The organism is Arthrobacter sp. GW822-FHT05G07 (assembly GCF_058799755.1).
In genome coordinates, this window is sequence record NZ_JBXALT010000001.1 from 509,832 (window position 1) to 531,207 (window position 21,376).

Sequence of the window (21,376 nt, forward strand, 5' to 3'; positions counted from 1 at the left end):
TTGAACCACCAGCAGCCCACCCAGGACTTGCAGGCCTACTTGGCCGGCAGCTGGCGCGTGGAGCGGACACTCCTGGACCGGACCTCCGGCACCAACGGAACCTTTACCGGCGTCGTGCGCTATACCCTGAACCCCGACGCCGGGCTGGACTACCGCGAAGACGGAACCATGCACTGGCCAACCCATTCGGGTCCGGCATTCCGTGAGTATGTCCTGAAACCCGGAGCCGGCCCGGATTCGATGGAGGTGTTCTTCCCCGACGGCAGGCCTTTCCACGTGATGAGCTTCTCCGAACAGGTCAACCAGGATAAGCACTGGTGCGACCCCGACGAATACCGCGTCAAGTACGTTATGGAGGGACCTGACTCGTTCAGTTTCACCTGGGATGTTCGTGGGCCGGCCAAGAATCTGCTGCTGGAATCGCACTTGGTCCGAATCGAAGCCGGGAGGCAACCATGAGTGGAACCGGCACGGACCTGATTATCGTCAGCGCCGTCTGCGTCTACAACAACGCCGGCCAACTGCTGACTGTCCGCAAGAGCGGCACGGACAAGTTCATGCACCCGGGCGGCAAGCCCGAGCCAGGCGAAACCGCTGCTGAAGCCGCTTCGCGGGAGCTTTTGGAGGAAGTGGGCATAGCGGTAGCACCGAACCTCCTGGAGCCGCTCGGCGTGTGGTTGGCTGTGGCAGCCAATGAGGCAGCGACCAATATCGAAGCCACCGTGTTCACTGCACCCGGAACATGGGAGGCGCACCCTTCGGCGGAGATCGCCGAGATCCGCTGGCTGGACCTCGATGCGCCGCTTCCCCCGGACCTGGCACCGCTGCTGACGGATCACGTACTTCCAGCGCTCACCCCGCGCAGGTTATAGCTCCGGGACCGCTTCCTCGGCCACCGCCGTGGCTTCCGCGAACTGGGTTTGATACAGCTCTGCGTAGCGGCCGTCCGCGGCCAGCAGCTCGGTGTGCGTGCCGCGCTCAACGATCCTGCCCTCCTCCACCACCAGTATGGCGTCGGCCGCACGGATGGTGGACAGCCGGTGTGCAATAACGACGGCGGTACGCCCCTCGAGTGCCTCGCCCAACGCCGCCTGGACGGCGGCTTCGTTGGTGGAGTCCAACGCTGCAGTGGCTTCGTCGAGGATCACAACGCGAGGCTGCTTGATGAGCAGGCGGGCGATGGTGAGCCGTTGGCGTTCACCACCGGAGAGCCGATAGCCGCGCTCCCCCACCACGGTCTCCAAGCCATCGGGCAGGGACCGGATCATCGGCTCCAGGCGTGCCCGACGGAGCACATCCCACATGTCGTCCTCGGTGGCGTCCGGCCGGGCGAGGCGCAGGTTGGACGCGATGGTTTCGTGGAAGAGGTGGCCGTCCTGGGTCACCATACCCATGGTGTCGCGCAGGGAGTCGAAACTGAGGTCCCGGACGTCCACGCCGGTTCCGGGCTTTTGCCCGCCGAGGCGGACTGCGCCGGAGTCGACGTCGTACAAGCGTGAGAGCAGCTGGGCCACCGTGGACTTGCCGGCTCCGGAGGAGCCCACCAGGGCAACAGTCTGGCCGGGCTCCACCCGGAAGCTCACACCGTGCAGGACTTCCTCGCCGCCCCGGGTATCCAACGTGGCAACGTCCTCAAGGGAAGCCAGTGAGACTTTTTCGGCGGAGGGGTAGGAGAATCGGACGTCGTCGAATTCCACGGCAACCGGACCCACCGGAACTGCCACGGCGTCTGCCTTCTCGGTGATGAGTGGCTTCAGGTCAAGGATCTCAAACACCCGCTCGAAGGAGACCAAAGCACTCATGATTTCCACACGGGCGTTGGACAGCGCCGTCAGTGGAGCGTAGAGACGGGTCAGGAGGAGGGCGAGAACCACCACGTCACCGGGTGCAAGCTGCCCGCCGATTGCCAACCAACCACCCAGGCCATAGACCAAGGCCAGAGCCAGCGCCGACACCAGGGTCAGGGCGGTGACAAAGGTGAACTGCAGCATGGCAGTCCGGATTCCGATATCCCTGACCCGGCCGGCGCGGGCAGCGAACTCACGGGATTCCTCGTCCGGGCGGCCGAACAACTTCACCAGAGTGGCACCCGGAGCGGAGAACCTCTCCGTCATCTGCGTGCCCATGGCAGCGTTGTGCGCGGCAGCTTCACGGCGAAGGTCAGCCAGTTTGGAACCCATCCGCCGGGCCGGAATCAGGAAGATCGGCAGCAACACCATAGCCAGCACAGTCACAAGCCATGACGTATTCAGCATGACCACAAGTGTCAGGGCCAACGCCACAACGTTACTGACCACACCGGACAGCGTGCCGGCGAAGGCCGACTGCGCTCCGATGACGTCGTTGTTCAGGCGGCTGACCAAGGCACCGGTCCGCGTTCGGGTGAAGAACGCGATGGGCATGCGCTGCACGTGATCGAACACGCGCGTGCGGAGATCCACGATGACGCCCTCGCCGATGATGGAAGACAACCAGCGCGTCACCAAGCCCACACCGGCCTCGCCCACCGCGACGATGGCGATGAGGACGGCCAGCCAGATCACCGTGCCGACGCCTGCGTTGGCGATGATGGCATCCACCACCTGGCCGGCCAGGACCGGAGTAGCCACAGCCAGGAAGGCACCGGCGATGGAGGCGACCACGAAGGCGATGAGCTTGCCCTTATGCGGTGCGGCGAAAGCCATGACCCGCTTCAGGGTCTCCTTGGAAAAAGGCTTCGAACCGCTCTTGGCGGTAGTGATGTTATACAGCGAGCTCCAGGCCACGCGGTCCATGCTCATGGTTACTTCTCCTGGCTAGGGCTGTGATGGAGTTCTTGCACTTGTCCGTTTTCCAGATGCCAGCGCGAATCGAGCCGAACGTTTTCGAGCAATCTGCGGTCATGGGTGACCAGCAGGAGCGCCCCTTCGTAGCTTTCCAGCGCCTCCTCCAACTGTTCGATGGCCGGAAGATCCAAATGGTTGGTGGGCTCGTCCAGCACCAGCAGGTTCACGCCGCGTGCCTGCAGCAACGCAAGCGCCGCCCGGGTCCGCTCCCCCGGGGACAACGATTCCACCGTGCGGGAGGTGTGATCCGCTTTGAGGCCGAACTTGGCCAGGAGGGTACGGACATCCGCACTGTTCCAGTCCACCAGCACAGCTTCAACAGCGTCGCCAAGGTGCCGCCCGCCGTCGAGCAGTCCGCGCGCCTGGTCAATTTCGCCGATGGCCACAGACGCACCCATGGAGGCCTCGCCGTCGTCCGGTTCCTGGGTCCCCAACAGCAGGCGCAACAGCGTCGACTTCCCGGCACCGTTCGGTCCGGTGATGCCGATCCGCTCGCCCCCGTTGAGTTGGAGGTTCACCGGACCCAGTGTGAAGTCGCCTTGGTGTGCGACGACGTCACGCAAGGTGGCGACGACGGCACTTGAGCGGGGTGCCTGGCCGATGCTGAACTGCAGCTGCCACTCTTTGCGGGGCTCCTCCACCTCGGTGAGCCGGGCGATGCGGGACTCCATCTGGCGGACCTTCTGCGCCTGCTTCTCGGACGATTCGCTGCTTGCTGCGCGACGGATCTTGTCGTTGTCCGGGTTCTTCTTCATCGCGTTCCGGACGCCTTGAGAGCTCCATTCGCGCTGGGTGCGTGCGCGGGAAACGAGGTCGGCTTTGGTGTTGGCGAACTCTTCGTACCGCTCCCTGGCGTGGCGCTTGGCCACGGCGCGCTCTTCGAGGAAGGCTTCATAACCGCCGTCGTAGACGGCCACGGAGTTCTGGGCGAGGTCCAGCTCCACCACGGTAGTGACGCAGCGGGCCAGGAATTCGCGGTCGTGCGACACCAGGATGACGCCGCCCCGAAGGCCCTGGACGAAAGCCTCAAGCCGGGCGAGCCCGTCAAGGTCGAGGTCGTTGGTAGGTTCGTCCAAAAGGACTACGTCGAAGCGGCTGAGCAGCAGTGCAGCGAGAGCAACACGCGCAGCCTGCCCGCCGGAGAGCCCGGTCATGAGCGCGTCGGCGCCAAGCTCCAAGCCGAGGTCGGCGAGGACAGCCGGGATGCGCTCCTCGAGGTCTGCTGCGCCGGAGGCCATCCAGCGGTCGAAGGCCAGGGAGTAAGCGTCGTCGGCTCCGGGAGCTCCCGAGCCGAGAGCTTCGGCGGTGGATTCCATCTCGGTTGTTGCCTGGGCACAGCCGGTGCGTCGGGCAATGTATGACGCAATTGTTTCGCCGGCGGTGCGCTCGTGTTCCTGCGGCAACCAGCCCACAAAAGCATCCGAGGGCGCCAAGCTGACATTCCCGTCCTGGGGCTGGTCCACGCCGGCGAGAATGCGCAGCAACGTGGATTTACCGGCACCGTTCGCTCCCACCACGCCCACCACATCGCCCGGCGCAACGGTCAGGGAAAGGTCCGAGAAAAGTGTGCGGTGGCCATGACCACCGGCAAGATCCTTGGCCACCAAAGTTGCAGTCATCGTCTATCCTCCAGCAAGGGAACGCAGAAATTCAGGCCGCGATTCCCGCGGGCATGGAAAAACCCGCTGGTCCGGACTTGGGGGGTGTACGGACCAGCGGGTTCAATCATCAAGCATAATTCAATGTGGCGTCGGCGTAAAATCGTTTCGTACTACCACTTAACGGCATACGTTCGTCTTTGCCCTCGCGGCCCCTCCAGGAAAGTTCCACATGCCCTTACAGTCCAAGGCGTTTCAGCGCTGGCTTCATGGCGTTGCGCCCGATGCCAGCACCGCTGACGTCTGCAGGATCGCCGGCATCAAGAGAACAACGTTGGCGCAGCAGTTGGTCCGCGGCAAGGTGGCCGAGTCCACTTTGGTGAGTATCAGCCGTGGCTTCCACATCAATCCTGTGCAGGCCTTGTCCACTTTCGATCTTTACGCGGAGCTTCGGGGCGACCCCGTCCCGCCCACGTCCTGCGAACTGGTCAGCCAAGTGGCTACCATAGACCTGCTGCGCGCAGTGGTGGACCGCAGCGAGCCCGGCACTACCCCCGCTCCGCGCCTTTCCGAACCACCGCACCCCACCTCCGTGCGTAACTGGGTGGACGCGATCGACGACGGCGAGTTGCGGCACCGGGTCAGCGACGCCACCGGGATTGCCCCACAGAACTTCTCCGCCCACCTGACCGCCAACAGGCTTCCGCCCGAACTGGCCATCGCTACCTCGCGTGCTGCGGGGGTGGGGCCAGCGGGAGGACTGGTGGCAGCAGGGTTGATTACCGAGGCCGAAGCCGGATGGCCGCCTGAGGCCCGCCAGGAAGCCCTGGACAAGTTGTCGCAGGGCAGACTGGTGACGCTGGCTGGCGAACGGCTCCTGGCGCTCGGCAAGATACTGCGCCGGCAGGAACAAGACCACGAACGAACTGAACGAATTTGGGAGAACCTCGGATGACGGCTGTCCTGCCCTGGGTCACGCTGGCGGTTTGCCTTGCCATTACCCTGGCCCGGGTCCCCAGCGCATTGCGCGGCGAAAACCGGGAGGTCTTCTACATATTTTCGCTGATCTCGTTGAGCATCTTCATCAGTATCGAGGCCCCCTATCTGGTCATCGATGGGTGGCTCGGCGGGATGAACATCGGCAATCTGATTCTGCGTTTCCTGCTGTACGGCACGTTCTACTTCATGGGCATCAAGATCGCCACTGCGTTCGGCTCAGCCTCTGCCGTGCGTGCCATCCGAGGCCCCTTGGGGATCACTGCTGCGGCGATTATTGGTGCCCTGACAATCTACTTCTTCGTCATCACGGACACCCAAGGATCCTCGGCCGGCATGAGCGGGCTTAAATGGGGGCCGTCCCTTGACGGTTACGCGGCGATGGGCCGCTTGTATCCGGGGTTTGTGGCCGCCTGCCTGATACCCGCCATCTGGCGCACGGTTGTGAGCACGGCACCCGTCCTGCTTCGGGTGGCCTCGGGGTTCCTGCTCCTAGGGCTTTCGCTGCTTTTGTCGTCCCAACTTTTCCCCCTTATTCCATTTTCGGAGGCCTGGTTGCGGGTCCTCATCAACTACTCGGCCGCCTTGTTCACGTGCCTTGGACTTGCTGGGATCTGGTTCTCCAAGTCATTTGCGCGGCGAAAGCAACGTCTCTCGGCGTAAGACTTTCACAAAACCATTAGATCGTGGCACAATCATGAATGTGTGAACGCGGTTTGCAGCCTGACACCGGAATCAGAGAACGGGTTTCCGGTGGATGTGGCGCCCACGTGATCACAATTGGGGGGATGAGTGGTGGCGGGCTGTTGGGGACCGCCCCCACTCAGCCTTTTTAATGGCCCTTTTTCAAGCCGCCCGCCAAGCCTGGCCGTGGCGGTGACTAAGATGGCTCCATGAACAGCCTCCGCACCCGCCGCTCTGTCCTCGCAGCCACTCTGGCCTCGGCCGCCCTTGCACTTTCCGCGTGCGGTGGAGGATCAGCACCTGCCCAGTCCGGCGGGGACACGTCCCTTTCGGATGTGAAATCCAAGGGCGAACTGGTCATCGCCACCGAGGGCACCTACCGTCCCTTCAGCTTCCACGCTGACGGCGCCGGGGAGCTCACGGGGTTTGACGTCGAGGTCGCCCAGGCCGTGGCCGGGAAACTTGGTGTGAAGGCTACCTTCCAGGAGACCCAATTCGACGGTATCTTTGCCGGTCTGGAATCCAAGCGCTTTGACACTATCGCCAACCAGATCTCCATCAATGACGAGCGCAAGGCCAAGTACGACTTCTCCACGCCGTACACCATCTCCACGGGAGTGGTCGTCACCAAGTCGGACAACAGCAGCATCAACAGCTTCGCGGACCTCAAGGGCAAGACCACCGCCCAGTCACTGACCAGCAACTTCTACAAAATGGCCGTTGAAGCGGGCGCCAATGTCCAGGCAGTTGAAGGCTGGGCCCAGTCCGCCACGCTGGTGCAGCAGGGACGAGTGGACGCCACCGTAAACGACAAGCTCACGTACTTGGACTACGCCAAGAACACTCCCGACTCGGGCCTGAAGGTAGCCGCCGAGGCACCGGAGAAGACTGAGAGCGCCATGGTGTTCCGCAAGGGCTCCACTGAACTCACAGCAGCCGTGGACAAGGCATTGGCCGATCTCCAAGCCGATGGCAGCCTGGCGAAGATCTCGGAGAAGTACTTCGGCGCGGACGTCACCAAATAGATGAACTGGGACCTCATCTGGAGTTCCTTCGGTCCGCTGATCACCGGTGCCGTGACCGGGACCATTCCGCTGACACTCGCGTCCTTTGCCTTCGGCCTGGTGCTCGCGCTGGTGGTTGCCCTGATGCGCCTGAGCCCCAACTGGTTGCTCTCGGGCATCGGCCGTTTCTACGTCTCGGTGATCCGCGGCACTCCCTTGTTGGTGCAGCTCTTTGTGATCTTCTTCGGCCTGCCCAGCATCGGCATCCGTCTTGATCCTTGGCCCAGCGCCATCATCGCGTTCTCACTGAACGTGGGCGGGTATGCTGCCGAGATCATCCGTGCGGCCATCCTGTCCGTGCCGAAGGGCCAATGGGAAGCCGGCCACACCATCGGCATGTCCCGTCCCCAGGCCTTGGTCCGCATCATCCTTCCGCAGGCAGCACGGGTGTCCGTTCCGCCGCTGTCCAACACCTTCATTTCGCTGGTGAAAGACACATCCTTGGCCTCGCTCATCCTGGTCACCGAACTGTTCCGCAACGCACAGCAGATCGCCGCGTTCAGTCAGGAGTTCATGGCCCTTTACCTGCAGGCAGCCCTGGTTTACTGGGTCATTTGCCTGGTCCTTTCCACAGCGCAATCCGCCGTGGAGAAGAGATTGGACCGCTATGTCGCCCACTAACGAACCCGCACAGCAGCCGCATGCCACCTCTGTCCTGAAGGCACGGAACCTGGCCAAGGCCTTTGGAAGCAATGTGGTGCTGCGGGACATCGACATCGATATCCGGCGCGGCCAGGTGGTGGCCCTGATCGGACCTTCGGGCTCCGGCAAGACCACGGTCCTGCGTTCCCTTAACGGCCTGGAAATTCCCGACGCCGGCACCGTCACCTTTGGGAGCGGGGATGCCTCGGATGAGCTCGCCATCGATTTCGGTGCCAAGGTGGGCAAGAAGGAAGTGGCTGCGCTCCGCGACCGCAGCGCCATGGTCTTCCAGCACTACAACCTGTTCCCTCACATGACTGTGCTGAAGAACGTCATTGAAGGCCCGGTCCAGGTCCAGAAGCGGCCTCGCGCCGAGGCAATTGCGGAAGCCGAACGCCTGCTGGAACGCGTAGGTCTCGCCGACAAACGCGACGCCTACCCCTTTGAGCTCTCAGGCGGACAGCAGCAGCGCGTGGGTATCGTCCGGGCGTTGGCACTCAAGCCCCAACTGCTCCTGTTCGACGAGCCCACGTCCGCACTGGACCCCGAACTTGTGGGGGACGTGCTGGGCGTCATCAAGGAACTCGCCGAAGAGGGCTGGACCATGGTGATCGTGACCCATGAGCTCGCCTTTGCCCAGCATGTGGCGGACGAGGTAATTTTCATGGACGGCGGGGTGGTAGTGGAACGCGGGCCGGCGGCCGAGGTTTTGCGGGCACCGCGCCAGGAACGGACCAAACTCTTCGTGAAGCGGCTAAAGCACGACGTCTAAGTGGTTCGCAAACACTACGTGATTCACAAATTTGGGGGATGAAAGCTTGGAAGAAACACTCAGCGCACCCGGCAAGGGACGCTCCAGACGTACGGTAATCCTCGTTGCCGCCGTGGTGGTGGCCATGGTGGCCGCCGGGCTTGGGACGTGGTTTGCCCTCTCCCGGCCGGCGGAACCTGGCCGTGCCGACGTTGTCCGCTTGGACAAGCACCGCGTTATCGTGGACAACTCGATGAATCTCTACGATCCCTTGGTCCAACAGTTCTCCGGACGGTACTCGAACGCCATTTCCGAAAAAGCGGGACAGCCGGAGGAGGAGAAAGTCCTCAACCAGGACCGTGAGCGCATCGTGCGTGAGTCACAGGTGAATCGTGACCGCCTGCAGCAGATGGCGGAATCGCCGGCACTGCAGGACCAGGAAGTTGCCGAATCCTTCAAGCGCTTCAAGGATCAGTACGGTGCGGTGATCGCCTATAACGATCAGCTGGTGGTCAACACCACCAACATCTACCGCTCCGTGGGCGGGCCGTGTGCGGCCTTGCATTCATCGCTGAACGTTGCCAGTGAGACCTACGCCCAGGAGTACGTCAAGAGCGCCGATGAGTGCCTGGCCGCGCTGGGCACCGCCAAGGACGGTGCCGACGCCGAGACCACCACCCTGCTCTCGGACGTAGAGGCGGTTATCCGCGGGCAGCGGGACAAGCAACAGGAAGTCCTGGATAGCAAGGACACCTTTGAGCGCCTCAGCAAGAGCACCATCGCCGGCCTTGCACTGTTGGATATCAATGATGCTTTCGCCAAGGCGCAAACAACATATGAAACCGCCACCAAGGACAAATACACAAAGATCATCGAGAGTGCCAACAGCTCAAATTCCGAATTCGAAGGCGTACTCAAGAAGAGCCTGGAACAGTTTGATGCAGCATCCGGTGAGGGGAAATAGCGATGACCATTGAGCCCGTTCGCAGTAAGCGCCGTCCGGTCCTTATCGCTCTTGCCATTGCCGTTGTGGTGGCGGTGGTTGCCTCGGTAGTGGTAATAGCCCTAACCAACTTCGCCGGTCAGCAGCGCAGGGATAGCCTGGCCCTCCTGAAAGATGAGCGCCTGACGGCACTCATTGAGGCAAGGGACAAGATCCAGCCCGCCGTCAACACCTACCTGGCCGCGTATAAGAAGGCCCGCAACGTCCCCGCAACACGAGAGGATGCTGAGAAGAACTCCGTCAAAGAGCGGGACGAGTTCCAACAGGCCGTCAATTCCGCACGGACTGCCTTGAGCGATGTGCAGGAGGGCTACGGCGACGGTAAAGAAGCGGATGGGATCGGTGTGGCTGTAGCGCAGCTGGTCGATTCCTACCAGGCCTACCTCGACTCAATGGAGGGCCTCGTGGAGTCCTACCCCCGGTTCGAAGGCCTATTCAGGGAAGATGCCGGGTGCAGCGGACTCTTTGTCGGCTCCAAAGCAGCCAACCTCCGGGAACGCCAAACGCTGTTGACGCAAGCAGCAGTTCCTTGCCGGGAAGCCGTCAACCAACTCAAGCAGTCCAAGAACATCTCCTACGTTGAGTTTGCCCGCACCTTGGACAATGAGATTGCACAGCTCGAATCGCACGCAGAAACAACCGCAAAGTCCGAGGAGAACTACAACGAGTTTGTTCGGCTCAAGGACGAGTACGTCAAAAAGATTGATGACGCCACCGCCCGGAATGCCCCGGAAGCGGAATATCTCACCATTGCCGACGAACTCAAGGCTCTCAACACCCGGATAAAGAACAACAGGTCAGAGTTCGACTTTGCCGCCAAGCGCTACCTTAACGGCGTGAAGGACATGCCGACTCTGGTTGAAGATGTCTTCACGAAGAACGTCTCAGCCCAAATCAAACACCATGACACTGTGATTCCCCTTCGGGTTCAAGTGTTGAAGGATGCTATCGACGCGGAACTGGCGGAGTAACCAGGCGGGCAAAGAAACGCCGGGGGCAAACCTCAGCGAACAAACCGCAGGGTTACCAGCTGGAAAGGCCGAAGCACCAGCTTGACCGCGGGCCCCTCCTCCACAGCCACACCGGGGGCTTCCGTAGGGCGCTCCAGCAGATCGGTGGCTAATGCATCAGAGCACTCAAAGTTGGGCGTTAGGAGGCCTGTTGAGCGCTCCCCCAACGATTCGTAGAGCCGAACAACGACATCGCCCGAGCCGTCTTCGGCCAGCTTGACGGCCTCCACCACGATTGCGGGATTGGACACGGAAAGCAGCGGTTCCACCGGCCGGCCGCCGGAGATGAACCTTGGCTTCAGGTTGGTGCGGTATCCCTCCTCCACAGCGTCAGCGATCGCGGCGCCAGGCCTGATGGATACCTCAAGTGTGTGCTCACCCCGGTCGGCTTCCGGGTCCGGGAACCGGGCAGAGCGCAGCAGCGAAGTGCGGACCGTCGTCGTGGTTCCGCCATCGGCACGGACAGCCCGCGTGACGTCGTGCCCGTAACTGGAGGAATTGCTCACTGCAACGCCATAGCCAGGCTCGGCTACGTGGATCCAGCGGTGGGCGCAGATCTCGAACTTGGCCGCTTCCCAGGAGGTGTTGGTGTGCGTCGGCCGGAAGACGTGGCCGAACTGGGTCTCGGACGCTGAACGATCCGCCCTGACGTCCAGCGGGAAGGCGATCTTGAGCATCTTTTCGCGTTCCTGCCAGTCCACCGTGGTGGCGATCCCAAGCGACGCCGAACCGGCGTCGAGAGTCAGGCGTTGCGTGATGGTGGAGGCACCCACCTTGCGTTTGACCACCACGACGACGCCGGCCGGCGAACGCTCAACATCGACGCCATCCGCTTGGGTCAAGGGTGTGACATTTCGGCGATAGAACTCTTCGATGTCCCATGCGTCCCACTCGTTGGGGGTGTCGCGGAACAACTCCAACAGGTTTCCCGTGTGCCCCGGGGCGATGGCGTTGCGGCCACTGGCGTGATCCACCAATGAGGTGAGGAGGCCCTCCCGGTCCAGGACCGCGCGGATGATGCCATTGTCCAAAACGTAGCCGTCCTCGAGCTCGTCCACCTGGACGCTGGACTCGGGCTTGATGGCCTCGGCTGCGCCCAGCGCGGGCACACCGTTGCGCTGATGCGGGGCGGCATTCAGCAGGAACTGCTGATCGCCCGCGCCCACCAAGGCCTGGGCGGCGTGGCTGATGATGCCCTCGAGGTCCCGGGCTATGGCTTCGTAGTTCCGTTCAGCATCCTGGTGGACCCAGGCAATGGAGCTGCCCGGCAGGATGTCGTGAAACTGCTGGAGCAGGACCAGCCGCCAGAGCCGCTTGAGCTCGTCCGCGGGATAGGCGTAGGCCGCACCGAGCCGGACGGCAGCGGTGGCGCACCACAACTCGGCCTCGCGCAGGAGGTGTTCGCTCCGACGGTTGCCTCGCTTGGTCTTTGCTTGGCTGGTGTACGTTCCGCGGTGCATTTCCAGGTACATCTCGCCAACCCAGACGGGCAGGTTGGTGTACTCGGCCTCGGCCTTGGTGAAGAACTCCCTGGCTGTGCCCATGTGCACCTTCGGAGAGCCTTCCAGGTCCGCCGTTCGATGCGCAGCGGCAACCATTTCGCGCGTAGGTCCGCCGCCGCCGTCGCCATAGCCGAAGGGCACCAATGACATGGTCCCGCGGCCGTGGTCGCGGTAATTGCGCTCTGCGTGCGCCAGTTCGCGTCCGTGCAGCTCAGCGTTGTACGTGTCCACCGGCGGGAAGTGCGTAAACAGCCGGGTGCCGTCGATGCCCTCCCAGGCGAAGGTGTGGTGAGGCATCCGGTTGACCTTGTTCCAAGAGATCTTCTGTGTGAGGAACCAGCGCGAACCGGCTTCCTTGACAATCTGCGGGATGGCACCGGAATAGCCGAACGAATCGGGCAGCCAGGCTTCCTGGCACTCGATATCGAACTCGTTCAGGAAGAAACTCTTACCCTCCACGAACTGGCGGGCCATGGCCTCGCCGCCTGGCATATTGGTGTCCGATTCCACCCACATGCCGCCCACAGGAACGAACTGGCCGGCCTTCACTTTTTCCCTGATGCGCACAAAGAGCTCAGGGAAGAACTCCTTCATCCACGCCATCTGCTGGGCCGAAGAACAGGAGAAGACGAAGTCCGGGTCTTCATCCATCAAGGCCACCACGTTGGAGAAAGTGCGGGCACATTTGCGGATGGTCTCACGAACAGGCCACAGCCAGGCGGAGTCAATGTGTGCGTGCCCGGTAGCCAGGAGTTCATGGGCGGACGCGTAGGCGGGACGGCTGAGAACTTGCGCCAGCTCTGCACGACCCGCAGCAGCGGTTCCGGCAACGTCGTCCGGGTCCATGACGTCCAGCATGCGTTCCAGCGCGCGCAGGATCTCGTGGCGCCGGGGCATTTCCATGGGAAGCTCGTGCATCAAACCGCTGAGGGTCCAAATGTCTTGATTGAGTTCCCACACCGTTTCGTTCAGCTCGGCAATGGCGATGCGTCCCAGGCGATACCGGGGCTCATCGCCGGAGGTTGCTTTGTCCCCCAGCGGTGTGGGCGCGAAGGACCAACCCTGGGCAACGTCCGGGTTGGCTGCGGCCTCCACATAGAAGTCCACGGAGTGGCCGCCGCCAAGAAGTTTGAGCGGGACGTGGTAGTTCCTGGGCGAAATCGCCTTGATGATGCTTCCGTCCGAGTGCCACGCGGTGCCTTCGCACTGGAAGCCCGGGACGTCGCTGTTGAAGCCAAGATCAACAATGATCTCCACTGTGGTGGAGTCAGTCATGCCCCAGTCCTGCGGCACCTCACCCTGCAGGCGCAGCCACTTGGTACTCCAGGCCTTGCCCCACGCCGCGCCGGGCTCCTGCGGGGTGAAGACCTGGCGTAGCGCTTCCGTGGCGGGCACGGGTTCGCCGGGCGCCTCCCAGCTACTGAGTTGAAGCGGAATCGCCCTGCCGTAAATGGCCGGAAGAATGCGTTCCCGAACAAATCGATCGAGACGCTGTTCGGTGATCCGGCGGTCGTCGTGCAATTAATTCCCCTTTGGGCGTTCGCTGGGTGACATGGTTTGTTATCGACCCGGAAGCGCTGGGCGCGAACGGCGAATCCGGGTTCACCTTGCTTCCAATCGATGGATAAAATCTACGTTGTTCCAGCTCAATAGCCAAGTGATTGTCGGCTATCCCCCACGGATGATCGGCGTCGCTTCAGTTGTTTCGGCAACGATTCTGTCCCGCCCTGCATACACATTGAGGCTGAGACCGCGGCTGAAACCGGCCAGCGTGATTCCCGTTTCCTCGGCCAGTTCCGCCGCGAGGCTGGACGGCGCGCTCACGGCTGCAAGCACGGGAATTCCGGCCATGGCGGCTTTCTGGACGAGCTCGAACGAAGCCCTTCCGGATACTTGGAGGACTGTGCCCTTCAACGGCAGCATGCCGGAGCGCAAGGCCCAGCCCACCACTTTGTCCACGGCGTTGTGCCTGCCCACGTCCTCCCGGAGGCACAGCAGCTCTGTAGTGCCGTCGTCGTGGATCCTGAAGAGTCCGGCAGCGTGGACGCCGCCGGTCTTGTCAAAGACCGCCTGCGCCTCGCGGAGGCGGTCCGGCAGAGCGGCGAGCGCCCGCACCGGGACGGCGACGTCGTCTTCCTTGGGGCTGTGGTGCGAGGACTTGCGCACGGCATCGATGGAATCCGTGCCGCAGATTCCGCACGAGCTGGAGGTGTACACGTTACGGCCGGTGTCGGGCCGTTCCACGTCCGGCCTGAGCTGGGCATCCACCACGTTGAAGGTCTGCACCCCGTTCTCGTCCTCCCCGGAGCAGAAGCGCTCCGAGATCAGCTGTCCCGGCTCCCAGATGATGCCTTCCGAAACCAGGAATCCCGCCACAAGGTCGAAGTCGTCTCCAGGGGTCCGCATGGTCACGGAGAAGGACATCTCACCCAAGCGGATCTCCAGGGGCTCCTCCACGGCCAGGACGTCTTCCTTGAACCGGACAGGATGCTCCAATGCCTGGGGTGAGCCGTCCAGGACAAACTTGTGCACCTTGCGGCGCTGGGTTACACGTCCCATATCAGGATCCGTTCTCCTCATGTTTGACGAACCGCACTGTCATTGCCTTGTAGCCAGGGGTGTTGGATTCCCGTGCCACCAGTTCGCGGTGCACCAGCGCGTTGGCCTCCGGGAAGTACGCTGCGGCGCATCCCTTGGCCGTGGGGTACCCGATGAGCCGGAACTTGTTGGCACGCCGTTCCGTTCCCGAAAAGGTGGAGATGACATCCACCAGGTCCCGGTCCTCGAAGCCCAGTTCCTCCAGGTCACCCGGGTGGACCAGGATCACTCGACGACCATCCGAGACGCCACGATACCGGTCATCCAAGCCGTAGAACGTGGTGTTGTATTGGTCGTGGCTGCGCACCGTCTGGAGAATCAGGTGGCCCGTCGGCGCTTCGAGATACTCCAGGGGCCGCACGGAGAAGCGTCCCTTGCCGATGTCCGTGGCGAAGGTACGGGTATCCCGGGGTGGGTTGGGCAGGACGAAGCCGTTCTTGGTGCGAACCCTTGCGTTGAAGTCCTCAAAGCCGGGAATGACTCGGGAGATGTGGTTGCGGATGACATCGTAGTCCTCAGCCATGGCCCGCCAGTCCACGCTGTGGTTCTCTCCCAACGTCGCTTGGGCCATCCGTGCCACAATCACCGGTTCGCTCAGGAGGTGCTCCGAAACCGGCTCCAACCGTCCTTGCGTTTTGTGGATGACGGACATGGAGTCCTCCACTGAGAGGAACTGCTTGCCCTTGGGGTGTTTGTGGTCAGCGTCCGTCCTTCCCAGCGTGGGCAGGATCAGGGACGTCTTGCCGTGCACGATGTGTGCCCGGTTGGGTTTGGTGGAGATGTGGACAGTCAGCCCTGCCCTCTTCAAGCCTTGTTCCAGGGCAGCAGTGTCCGATCCCGCCGCTGCGAAGTTTCCACCCATGGACACGAAAACATCCACGTCTCCCTTTTCCAGGGCATGCTGGGTTTCCACGGAGTCATAGCCGTGATCCCGCGGCATGTGGAAGCCAAACTCTTTATCCAGTGCGGCCAGGAAGGATTCCTTGGGTTTCTCCCAGATGCCCATGGTGCGGTCGCCCTGCACGTTTGAGTGGCCGCGCACCGGACAGGCACCTGCCCCGCGCTTGCCGAAGTTGCCTTGGAGCAGCAGCAGGTTGATGATTTCGCGCAGGGTATCCACCGAATGCGGTTGTTGGGTCAGCCCAAGCGCCCAGCAGATGATTGTTGCCTTGGACGCAGCCATCATCCCGGCTGCCTTGGTGATTTCTTCCCGGCTCAGCCCCGTGGCCCGTTCGGTTTCGTCCCAGTCCAGTACGGAACGCGCCTCCTTGTAGGCTGCGAACCCTTCGGTCTGCTGCTCTATGAAGGAATGGTCGACGACGGTCCCGGGGTTGGTTTCCTCTTCTTCCAGGAGCAGGTGGCCCAGTGCTTGGAACAGCGCGAGGTCGCCGCCCACTTTGATCTGCAGGAATTCGTCAGCGATGGTAGTGCCGCCACCAATGACGCCGTTGAGGGATTGCGGGTCCTTGAAGTTCAAGAGGCCGGCTTCGGGAAGCGGATTGACGGCGATGATCTTTCCACCGTTGTTCTTGCAGTCGCGCAGGGCGGACAGCATCCGGGGGTGGTTTGTTCCGGGGTTCTGACCCACTACCAGGACCAGTTCGGCGTGGTGGATGTCCTCCAAGCTGACCGTGCCTTTGCCGATTCCGATGGTCGGGTTGAGGGCGCTTCCGGAGGACTCATGGCACATGTTGGAGCAATCGGGAAGGTTGTTGGTCCCGAGGCTTCGCGCAAACAACTGGTACATGAAGGCGGTCTCGTTGGCCGTACGGCCGGAGGTGTAGAACACGCACTTGTCAGGCGTTGTAGCGTTGATGTGTTCGCCAATCAAGGCAAAAGCTTCAGTCCAACTGATCGGCGAGTAGTGGGTGTCGCCCGGCCTGATGACCACGGGTTCGGACAGTCTTCCCTGGCTTCCCAGCCAGTACTCCGTCTTGTCCTCGAGGTCCGACAGGGAGTGCTTCGCCCAGAATTCGGCACCGACGGTCCGGGTGGTGCTTTCCTCTGCGATCGCCTTGGCACCGTTCTCGCAAAACTCCGCGGGACTGCGCCTGCCGGTGATCGATTCCGGCCAAGCGCACCCGGGGCAGTCAAAGCCATCATGCTGGTTGACCCTGAGCATGGAGCGGACCGTACGGGATACACCGGCCTGGGCGTATCCGCGTTCAAGGGCAACAGTGACGGCTTTGAGGCCTGCCGCGGCTTGTTTGGGCGGGTGGATTTGCAGGTCATCTTCGTTGATGTCCTGTTCGGGAGCATGCCTGTTCATGAGTCCATCATTGCACTTTGTCATCAGGCGCAAGGCCGCCCGAGGCACGCCTCAGGCGTCCAGTGCGCTCCAGTCCACAGGGCCGGAAGGTGCCTTCCGCTGTTGCCGGGGCGCGGCTTTTCGGGTCTTGTCCTCCGGCGCCTTCGGCACCGGCAGCGCTTTACCCCAAGGCAACGCGAAAGCGGGCACCATCTCGCCCAGCTGGACGCCATGGGGCGGCACCACCATCACCCCGTCCGCACCTGCAAGGCCACGCATCATTCCAGGACCCGTGTGCTGCGCAGGCGACGCCAACCCGTACACCAGTTTGAACGGCATCAGGCGCGTCTGCCCGGGGTTTGCGTCAATGGTGGTTCCACAGGGAACCTCGCCTACGTCTTCCAATCGACCGTGTCCCAAGGCAGCCAACAGGGGTGCGCCAACAGTAAACAAGGCCATCATCGCGGCCAACGGATTTCCAGGCAGTCCCAACACAAACCGGCCGTCGGGCAGTTCCGCCAACACTGCGGGATGTCCCGGGCGCATGGCGATGCCGTCGATCAGCAAGCTGCCACCTAGCTCGGCAACAGCCTTGCGGAGGTGGTCCGTTCCCGAGCGTCCCGTCCCGCCCGTAGTAATGACGACGTCGGCTGGCGGCTCCGCTTCACCATAGGGTTGCTCCGGTGTCAGCTCATCAAGAGGTGGCTCGGTGTCCTGGAGCGCGTCGATCCACTCCTGGTAGCTGTCGCCCACCCTGAGCTGTTCCCCTGCGATGCCGCCCAAGAGTTCCACCACCGCACCCAGTTGCGGGCCGAAGGTGTCCCGGACCTGACCGGGCAAGGGAACCCCCTGGGCCACGACTTCCGAACCCGTCAGAAGGAACCGGACCAGCGGCTTGCCCAGAACGTCCAGCTGGTCCAGGCCCGCAAGCGCTGCGAGGGCAATGTGTGCCGGATTTAGAACAGTGCCGGCTTTGAGCAGGACGTCACCCTCAGCGGCCTCTTCCGCAGCCTTGCGGATGTGTTGGCCATTGCGAGGCTCCCCAGGTTTGGCGGTGCCGCCCAGGGCGAGAACCGGCAGGCCGTCGTCGTCAGTTGTGAGCACACCGCTCTCGCTCCGCAGGACTGCCTTGGCGCCGGGCGGTATCAGCCCGCCCGTAACAATGGGACTGGCCTGGTGCGGCGCCAGCCTCTGCCCGGGCTCACTGAGGATCCACGGACCGCTGCCGTTGACAGCCCATCCATCCATGGCTGATGAAGCATAGTGCGGCATATCCTGCACGGCCAGGGCGTCCGAGGCCAAGGTGCGGCCGAGGGCAGAGCCGAGCGGCACCGGCCCCGGCGGGATCGGGGCAGCAACATCGAACGCGCGCTGCCGGGCCTCATGCCATGTGTGTGCCGCGTGATGGCCCTCGTTGGGGGCCCCTGTCATTCCGGGCCGGTCCCGGACTCCGAGTACTCCTTGGCCACTTTGCGGGCCAGCTCCAGGGCGGCATTCATGGACGCATCATCGCTGGCCTGGCCGATGCCGCGGGCCATGCCTGCCGCATATCCGGCAATGAACGTGGTCAGGGGTGCGGCGGGGCGTACCACCGAATGCGCTGCTACTCCGGCGACAGCGAGGACCTCGTTGACGTCCACTTCCACGCCCTCAAGCTCGAAAGCCTGCAGCAGTGTGCGGCACCACTCCTCGAGCGTCTCTTCCTGGCTCTTCACGTCCGCCTCCAACTCGTAGTCAATGCCCAAGGCCGCGGCGTCCTCCCAAGTATCCACGTCATCCGTGGACCCCGCGGGAACGTCAACGTCCAGCACGTTCAGCCTAGCAAGCAGCCGGAACACTGAAGAGTTCGTTAACCCGGAACCTTCGGACGCTACGGCCACTTCCCGTTCCAAGGCGGCTGTACTGTAAGCCCCCAGGAGTGGTTGCTTGCGCCCGTCAGGAGAAACAGCCATGGCTCCTTCCACGCCGGGAACGGACGCTAGGGCGGCCCACAGAAGGTCAACACCGCGGGAAGCATGCGGCATATCGCAGGCCAGCACCAGCGTCCACGGCGTGTCCGATCCACTCTTCCTCAGCGCAGCCATGCCGGCCGCAATGGCCGCGGCAGGCCCGGCGAACGCCGGCTCCTCCCGCGCCCGCAGGACATCATCCGGCAAGCGTCGGCCGTCCCTTGACTCGTCGCCGGGAGCATCCGGCCCCACCACAACCACCGCCGAAGCACCCCGGGCGGCCTGCAGGGCATGCGAAAGGAGGGTGTCGCCGTCGTACTTCAACGATGGCTTGGGCACCCCACCGAGGCGGGTGGCCCTGCCACCCGCCAAAATCACGGCATTGAACTCCATCCGCCCAGATTACCCGGGACGGCCGGAGGCCAGCAGAAATCGATCAGGCAGCGGATTCCGGCAACAGGAACGGGTCCCAGTCCGGCGCAGGTTTCTCGAGTTCTTTGATCTGCCACATGGTTCCCTGGGGCACACCGGGTTTGAAACGGAGCTTCCAGCCCATCTCAGCCAGCGTGTGGTCACTCTTGGCGTTGTTGCATTTCAAGCACGCCGCAACCAGGTTTTCCCAGGAATCCGCGCCGCCCCTGGATTTGGGGTGGACGTGGTCTATGGTGTGGGCTGTTTTCCCGCAGTAGGCGCAGCGATGGCCGTCGCGGCGAAGTACCCCGCGGCGACTCACGGCGGTGATCCTGTTGTACCGGGGACGGATGTAGCGGTTGAGAAGGATCACGGAAGGTCTTCCGAGAATCTCCTGTGGCCCGACGACAGGCTCGTCGCCTTCGGCCACTACGCTAGCTTTCCCAGTCAGCACAAGGACCAGCGCCCGGCGGAATGTTATTACCGCCAGCGGTTCATATCCAGCATTCAGAACGAGTGTGCGCATGCACGTACCTCTTCACGGCCGCACCCGTCAGGGGCACGAGGGCCGGCTGCCCTCTGCTTGTACGGGCTGTGGATCGACACCATAAGGGTAAGCACTTATATGCCGTATCAACGAATTTTTCTGTGATTTCGTGTGCGGTGTCGGCAAGAGTTCATGCGCGGTTAAAGCAGAACACCCCGCCGGCCGAAGCCTGCGGGGTGTTCCTAAGCTCTGAGAATTAGCCGTTGACGCGGATGAAAACCGGGCCCGAGCCCACGTTGGCGCTGAACAGTGCCGTGGTGGATCCGTTCCATCCACCGTGGACTGCCTGGCCGTTGCCGACGTAGACAGCGATGTGGGCCTGTCCAGCCAAACCACCGTTGGCGTAGTAGGCGAGGTCACCGGGCTGGGCTTCTGCTGCACTGACGGTGCGGCCCAGGGAAAGATAGCCGGCGGGCCAGTCGTGGAAGTTGATGCCCACGGCCGCCAGGGAGTTGGTCACCAGCATGGTGCAGTCCTGGGTCACGCCGATCTGGGCGTAAGCAGCCGCAGCGATGGCTGCCCCGAGACCGCTGGAAGCCGCCGGAGCGGGGGTCGGGCTGCTGACGGCAACGGTCGCGGTGGCTGCCGGAGCGGCCGCCGGGGTTGCTTGTTTGGGCTCAACCTTGGCTTCAACCTTGGCCTGAGCTTCTTCGATCACAACGGGGGCCGGGGCTTCCTCCGTGGTGACAACGGGGCGCTCGTAGGAGATGGCCACCGTGGAGTCCGCGGCGATGGTGGCCTGGACTACGGACTGCACGTCCAGAGTGGACGTTGACGTCGATTCACGATCCACGTTGGTCTCGGCAGCGTTGGCGGCGATCCCACTGGTCAGGACCAGGCCTGAAGCTGCAGCGATAACTGCTGCCTGGCGGCCAACGCCACCGGCGTTGGTGGTGACGGCCTTGGCGATGACGGAAAGCGAGCTGGTCTTGGGGGCCTCAGCACGGTGCCGCGCAACCTTGTTTGCACTGGTCATGATTTTCTCTTTTCGTATCCGAGTGCAGTTGGGGTGCACACGGGTAGTGGGTTGGCCAACATGGGGGCATGCTGGACGACCCCGAACCGGATTATTTCTAGCGGAGGGTGAAGCGTGAGGATGAGGTCCCGGTGGACGCTACGGAGTGCAGCAGCGTTGACGCAGGGGATGCTGATTCGGGCCTGCTGAGAGCGGAGGCCGGGGCTGCTGCCGGTACGGGCGCCAGATGGCGCGAGGTACCTGCCGTGAATGATGCAGCCTTGCAAAGGGTGTTCGACGGGTTCGCGCGAACCGTTGGGGCGCTAAGCCGCGCAGGGGTAGTGCATGATGACACGTAGGTAGCCTCTCCCAGTGCCTGCGAGGTGAGCTGTCGGATTCGGATGGGAGTCATCCGGCCACGCTGCTTCCACGGAAGCTTTGCGACTTAACCCCTAGGCCTTCTTTCGAAGACCGGAAGTGGTTCCCCCGCCCCTGCCAGACGATTTTGCGAACGGACCTTGAGCGGTGGCAGAGCTAGGCAATCCACTCAAGTGCATCGGCCCCCTAAAAAGCCGATGCGCTCTGTACGCTAC

At 62.8% G+C, this 21,376-nt stretch carries 18 protein-coding genes and 1 riboswitch; of the genes, 9 read left to right on the forward strand and 9 right to left on the reverse strand.

Annotated features, from left to right (window positions below):
- The gene (locus AC1RJY_RS02245; protein ID WP_011773772.1) at window positions 1-459 is read left to right on the forward strand and encodes a DUF6314 family protein; all 459 of its coding nucleotides are present in this window, start codon (window positions 1-3) and stop codon (window positions 457-459) included.
- Window positions 456-872 (forward strand): NUDIX hydrolase, encoded by a 417-nt coding sequence (locus AC1RJY_RS02250; RefSeq protein ID WP_498601159.1) that lies wholly within the window; start codon window positions 456-458, stop codon window positions 870-872. The genes AC1RJY_RS02245 and AC1RJY_RS02250 overlap by 4 nt, the downstream gene beginning before the upstream one ends.
- Here the strand turns inward: AC1RJY_RS02250 and AC1RJY_RS02255 are convergent.
- Together AC1RJY_RS02255 and AC1RJY_RS02260 are read right to left on the reverse strand one after the other, a co-directional pair.
- Entirely contained in the window at window positions 867-2,780 is a 1,914-nt protein-coding gene (locus tag AC1RJY_RS02255; protein WP_498601161.1) for an ABC transporter ATP-binding protein, read from the reverse strand. The genes AC1RJY_RS02250 and AC1RJY_RS02255 overlap by 6 nt on opposite strands.
- A gap of 2 nt (window positions 2,781-2,782) precedes the next feature.
- Window positions 2,783-4,444 (reverse strand): ABC-F family ATP-binding cassette domain-containing protein, encoded by a 1,662-nt coding sequence (locus AC1RJY_RS02260; RefSeq protein WP_498601162.1) that lies wholly within the window; start codon window positions 4,442-4,444, stop codon window positions 2,783-2,785.
- Window positions 4,445-4,655: 211 nt separating this feature from the next.
- Between AC1RJY_RS02260 and AC1RJY_RS02265 the strand changes: the two genes are divergently transcribed.
- From AC1RJY_RS02265 to AC1RJY_RS02295, 7 genes are all read left to right on the forward strand, one after another.
- A complete protein-coding gene (locus AC1RJY_RS02265) occupies window positions 4,656-5,378 on the forward strand; it encodes a hypothetical protein (RefSeq protein WP_498601163.1) in 723 nt (240 codons plus the stop codon).
- The gene (locus AC1RJY_RS02270) at window positions 5,375-6,082 is read left to right on the forward strand and encodes a hypothetical protein (protein ID WP_014920928.1); all 708 of its coding nucleotides are present in this window, start codon (window positions 5,375-5,377) and stop codon (window positions 6,080-6,082) included. The genes AC1RJY_RS02265 and AC1RJY_RS02270 overlap by 4 nt, the downstream gene beginning before the upstream one ends.
- A gap of 230 nt (window positions 6,083-6,312) precedes the next feature.
- Window positions 6,313-7,128 (forward strand): amino acid ABC transporter substrate-binding protein, encoded by an 816-nt coding sequence (locus tag AC1RJY_RS02275; RefSeq protein ID WP_011773766.1) that lies wholly within the window; start codon window positions 6,313-6,315, stop codon window positions 7,126-7,128.
- Entirely contained in the window at window positions 7,129-7,788 is a 660-nt protein-coding gene (locus AC1RJY_RS02280; RefSeq protein WP_011773765.1) for an amino acid ABC transporter permease, read from the forward strand.
- Window positions 7,775-8,581: an amino acid ABC transporter ATP-binding protein gene (locus AC1RJY_RS02285; RefSeq protein WP_011773764.1), complete on the forward strand. Its 807-nt coding sequence runs from the start codon at window positions 7,775-7,777 to the stop codon at window positions 8,579-8,581. Before AC1RJY_RS02280 ends, AC1RJY_RS02285 begins: the two co-directional genes overlap by 14 nt.
- Window positions 8,582-8,627: 46 nt before the next feature.
- Window positions 8,628-9,524, forward strand: a complete 897-nt coding sequence (locus AC1RJY_RS02290; protein WP_286140261.1) for a hypothetical protein — start codon at window positions 8,628-8,630, stop codon at window positions 9,522-9,524.
- 2 nt (window positions 9,525-9,526) lie between these two features.
- Entirely contained in the window at window positions 9,527-10,534 is a 1,008-nt protein-coding gene (locus AC1RJY_RS02295; protein ID WP_014920926.1) for a hypothetical protein, read from the forward strand.
- 32 nt (window positions 10,535-10,566) lie between these two features.
- Here AC1RJY_RS02295 and AC1RJY_RS02300 read toward each other — a convergent pair whose 3' ends face one another.
- The 7 genes from AC1RJY_RS02300 to AC1RJY_RS02330 all read right to left on the reverse strand — a co-directional run bounded on the left by AC1RJY_RS02300 (window position 10,567) and on the right by AC1RJY_RS02330 (window position 20,804).
- Complete coding sequence (locus tag AC1RJY_RS02300; RefSeq protein WP_498601165.1) at window positions 10,567-13,596, reverse strand: alpha-mannosidase; 3,030 nt, start codon at window positions 13,594-13,596, stop codon at window positions 10,567-10,569.
- Window positions 13,597-13,743: 147 nt separating this feature from the next.
- On the reverse strand, window positions 13,744-14,634 hold the full coding sequence (fdhD, locus tag AC1RJY_RS02305) for a formate dehydrogenase accessory sulfurtransferase FdhD (protein WP_011773760.1): 891 nt from the start codon (window positions 14,632-14,634) through the stop codon (window positions 13,744-13,746).
- Window position 14,635: 1 nt separating this feature from the next.
- Window positions 14,636-16,942 (reverse strand): FdhF/YdeP family oxidoreductase, encoded by a 2,307-nt coding sequence (locus AC1RJY_RS02310; RefSeq protein WP_286140260.1) that lies wholly within the window; start codon window positions 16,940-16,942, stop codon window positions 14,636-14,638.
- Window positions 16,943-16,993: 51 nt separating this feature from the next.
- Window positions 16,994-18,352, reverse strand: a complete 1,359-nt coding sequence (locus AC1RJY_RS02315) for a molybdopterin molybdotransferase MoeA (protein WP_014920923.1) — start codon at window positions 18,350-18,352, stop codon at window positions 16,994-16,996.
- Window positions 18,349-19,263 (reverse strand): NTP transferase domain-containing protein, encoded by a 915-nt coding sequence (locus AC1RJY_RS02320; protein ID WP_014920922.1) that lies wholly within the window; start codon window positions 19,261-19,263, stop codon window positions 18,349-18,351. The genes AC1RJY_RS02315 and AC1RJY_RS02320 overlap by 4 nt, the downstream gene beginning before the upstream one ends.
- A 43-nt stretch (window positions 19,264-19,306) precedes the next feature.
- Complete coding sequence (locus AC1RJY_RS02325; RefSeq protein WP_014920921.1) at window positions 19,307-19,807, reverse strand: HNH endonuclease; 501 nt, start codon at window positions 19,805-19,807, stop codon at window positions 19,307-19,309.
- Window positions 19,808-20,024: 217 nt separating this feature from the next.
- Window positions 20,025-20,804, reverse strand: coding sequence for an NlpC/P60 family protein (locus AC1RJY_RS02330; RefSeq protein WP_014920920.1), 780 nt, complete (start codon window positions 20,802-20,804; stop codon window positions 20,025-20,027).
- A 338-nt stretch (window positions 20,805-21,142) separates the two neighbouring features.
- Window positions 21,143-21,303: riboswitch (cyclic di-AMP (ydaO/yuaA leader) on the reverse strand.
- Window positions 21,304-21,376 lie beyond the last annotated feature (73 nt).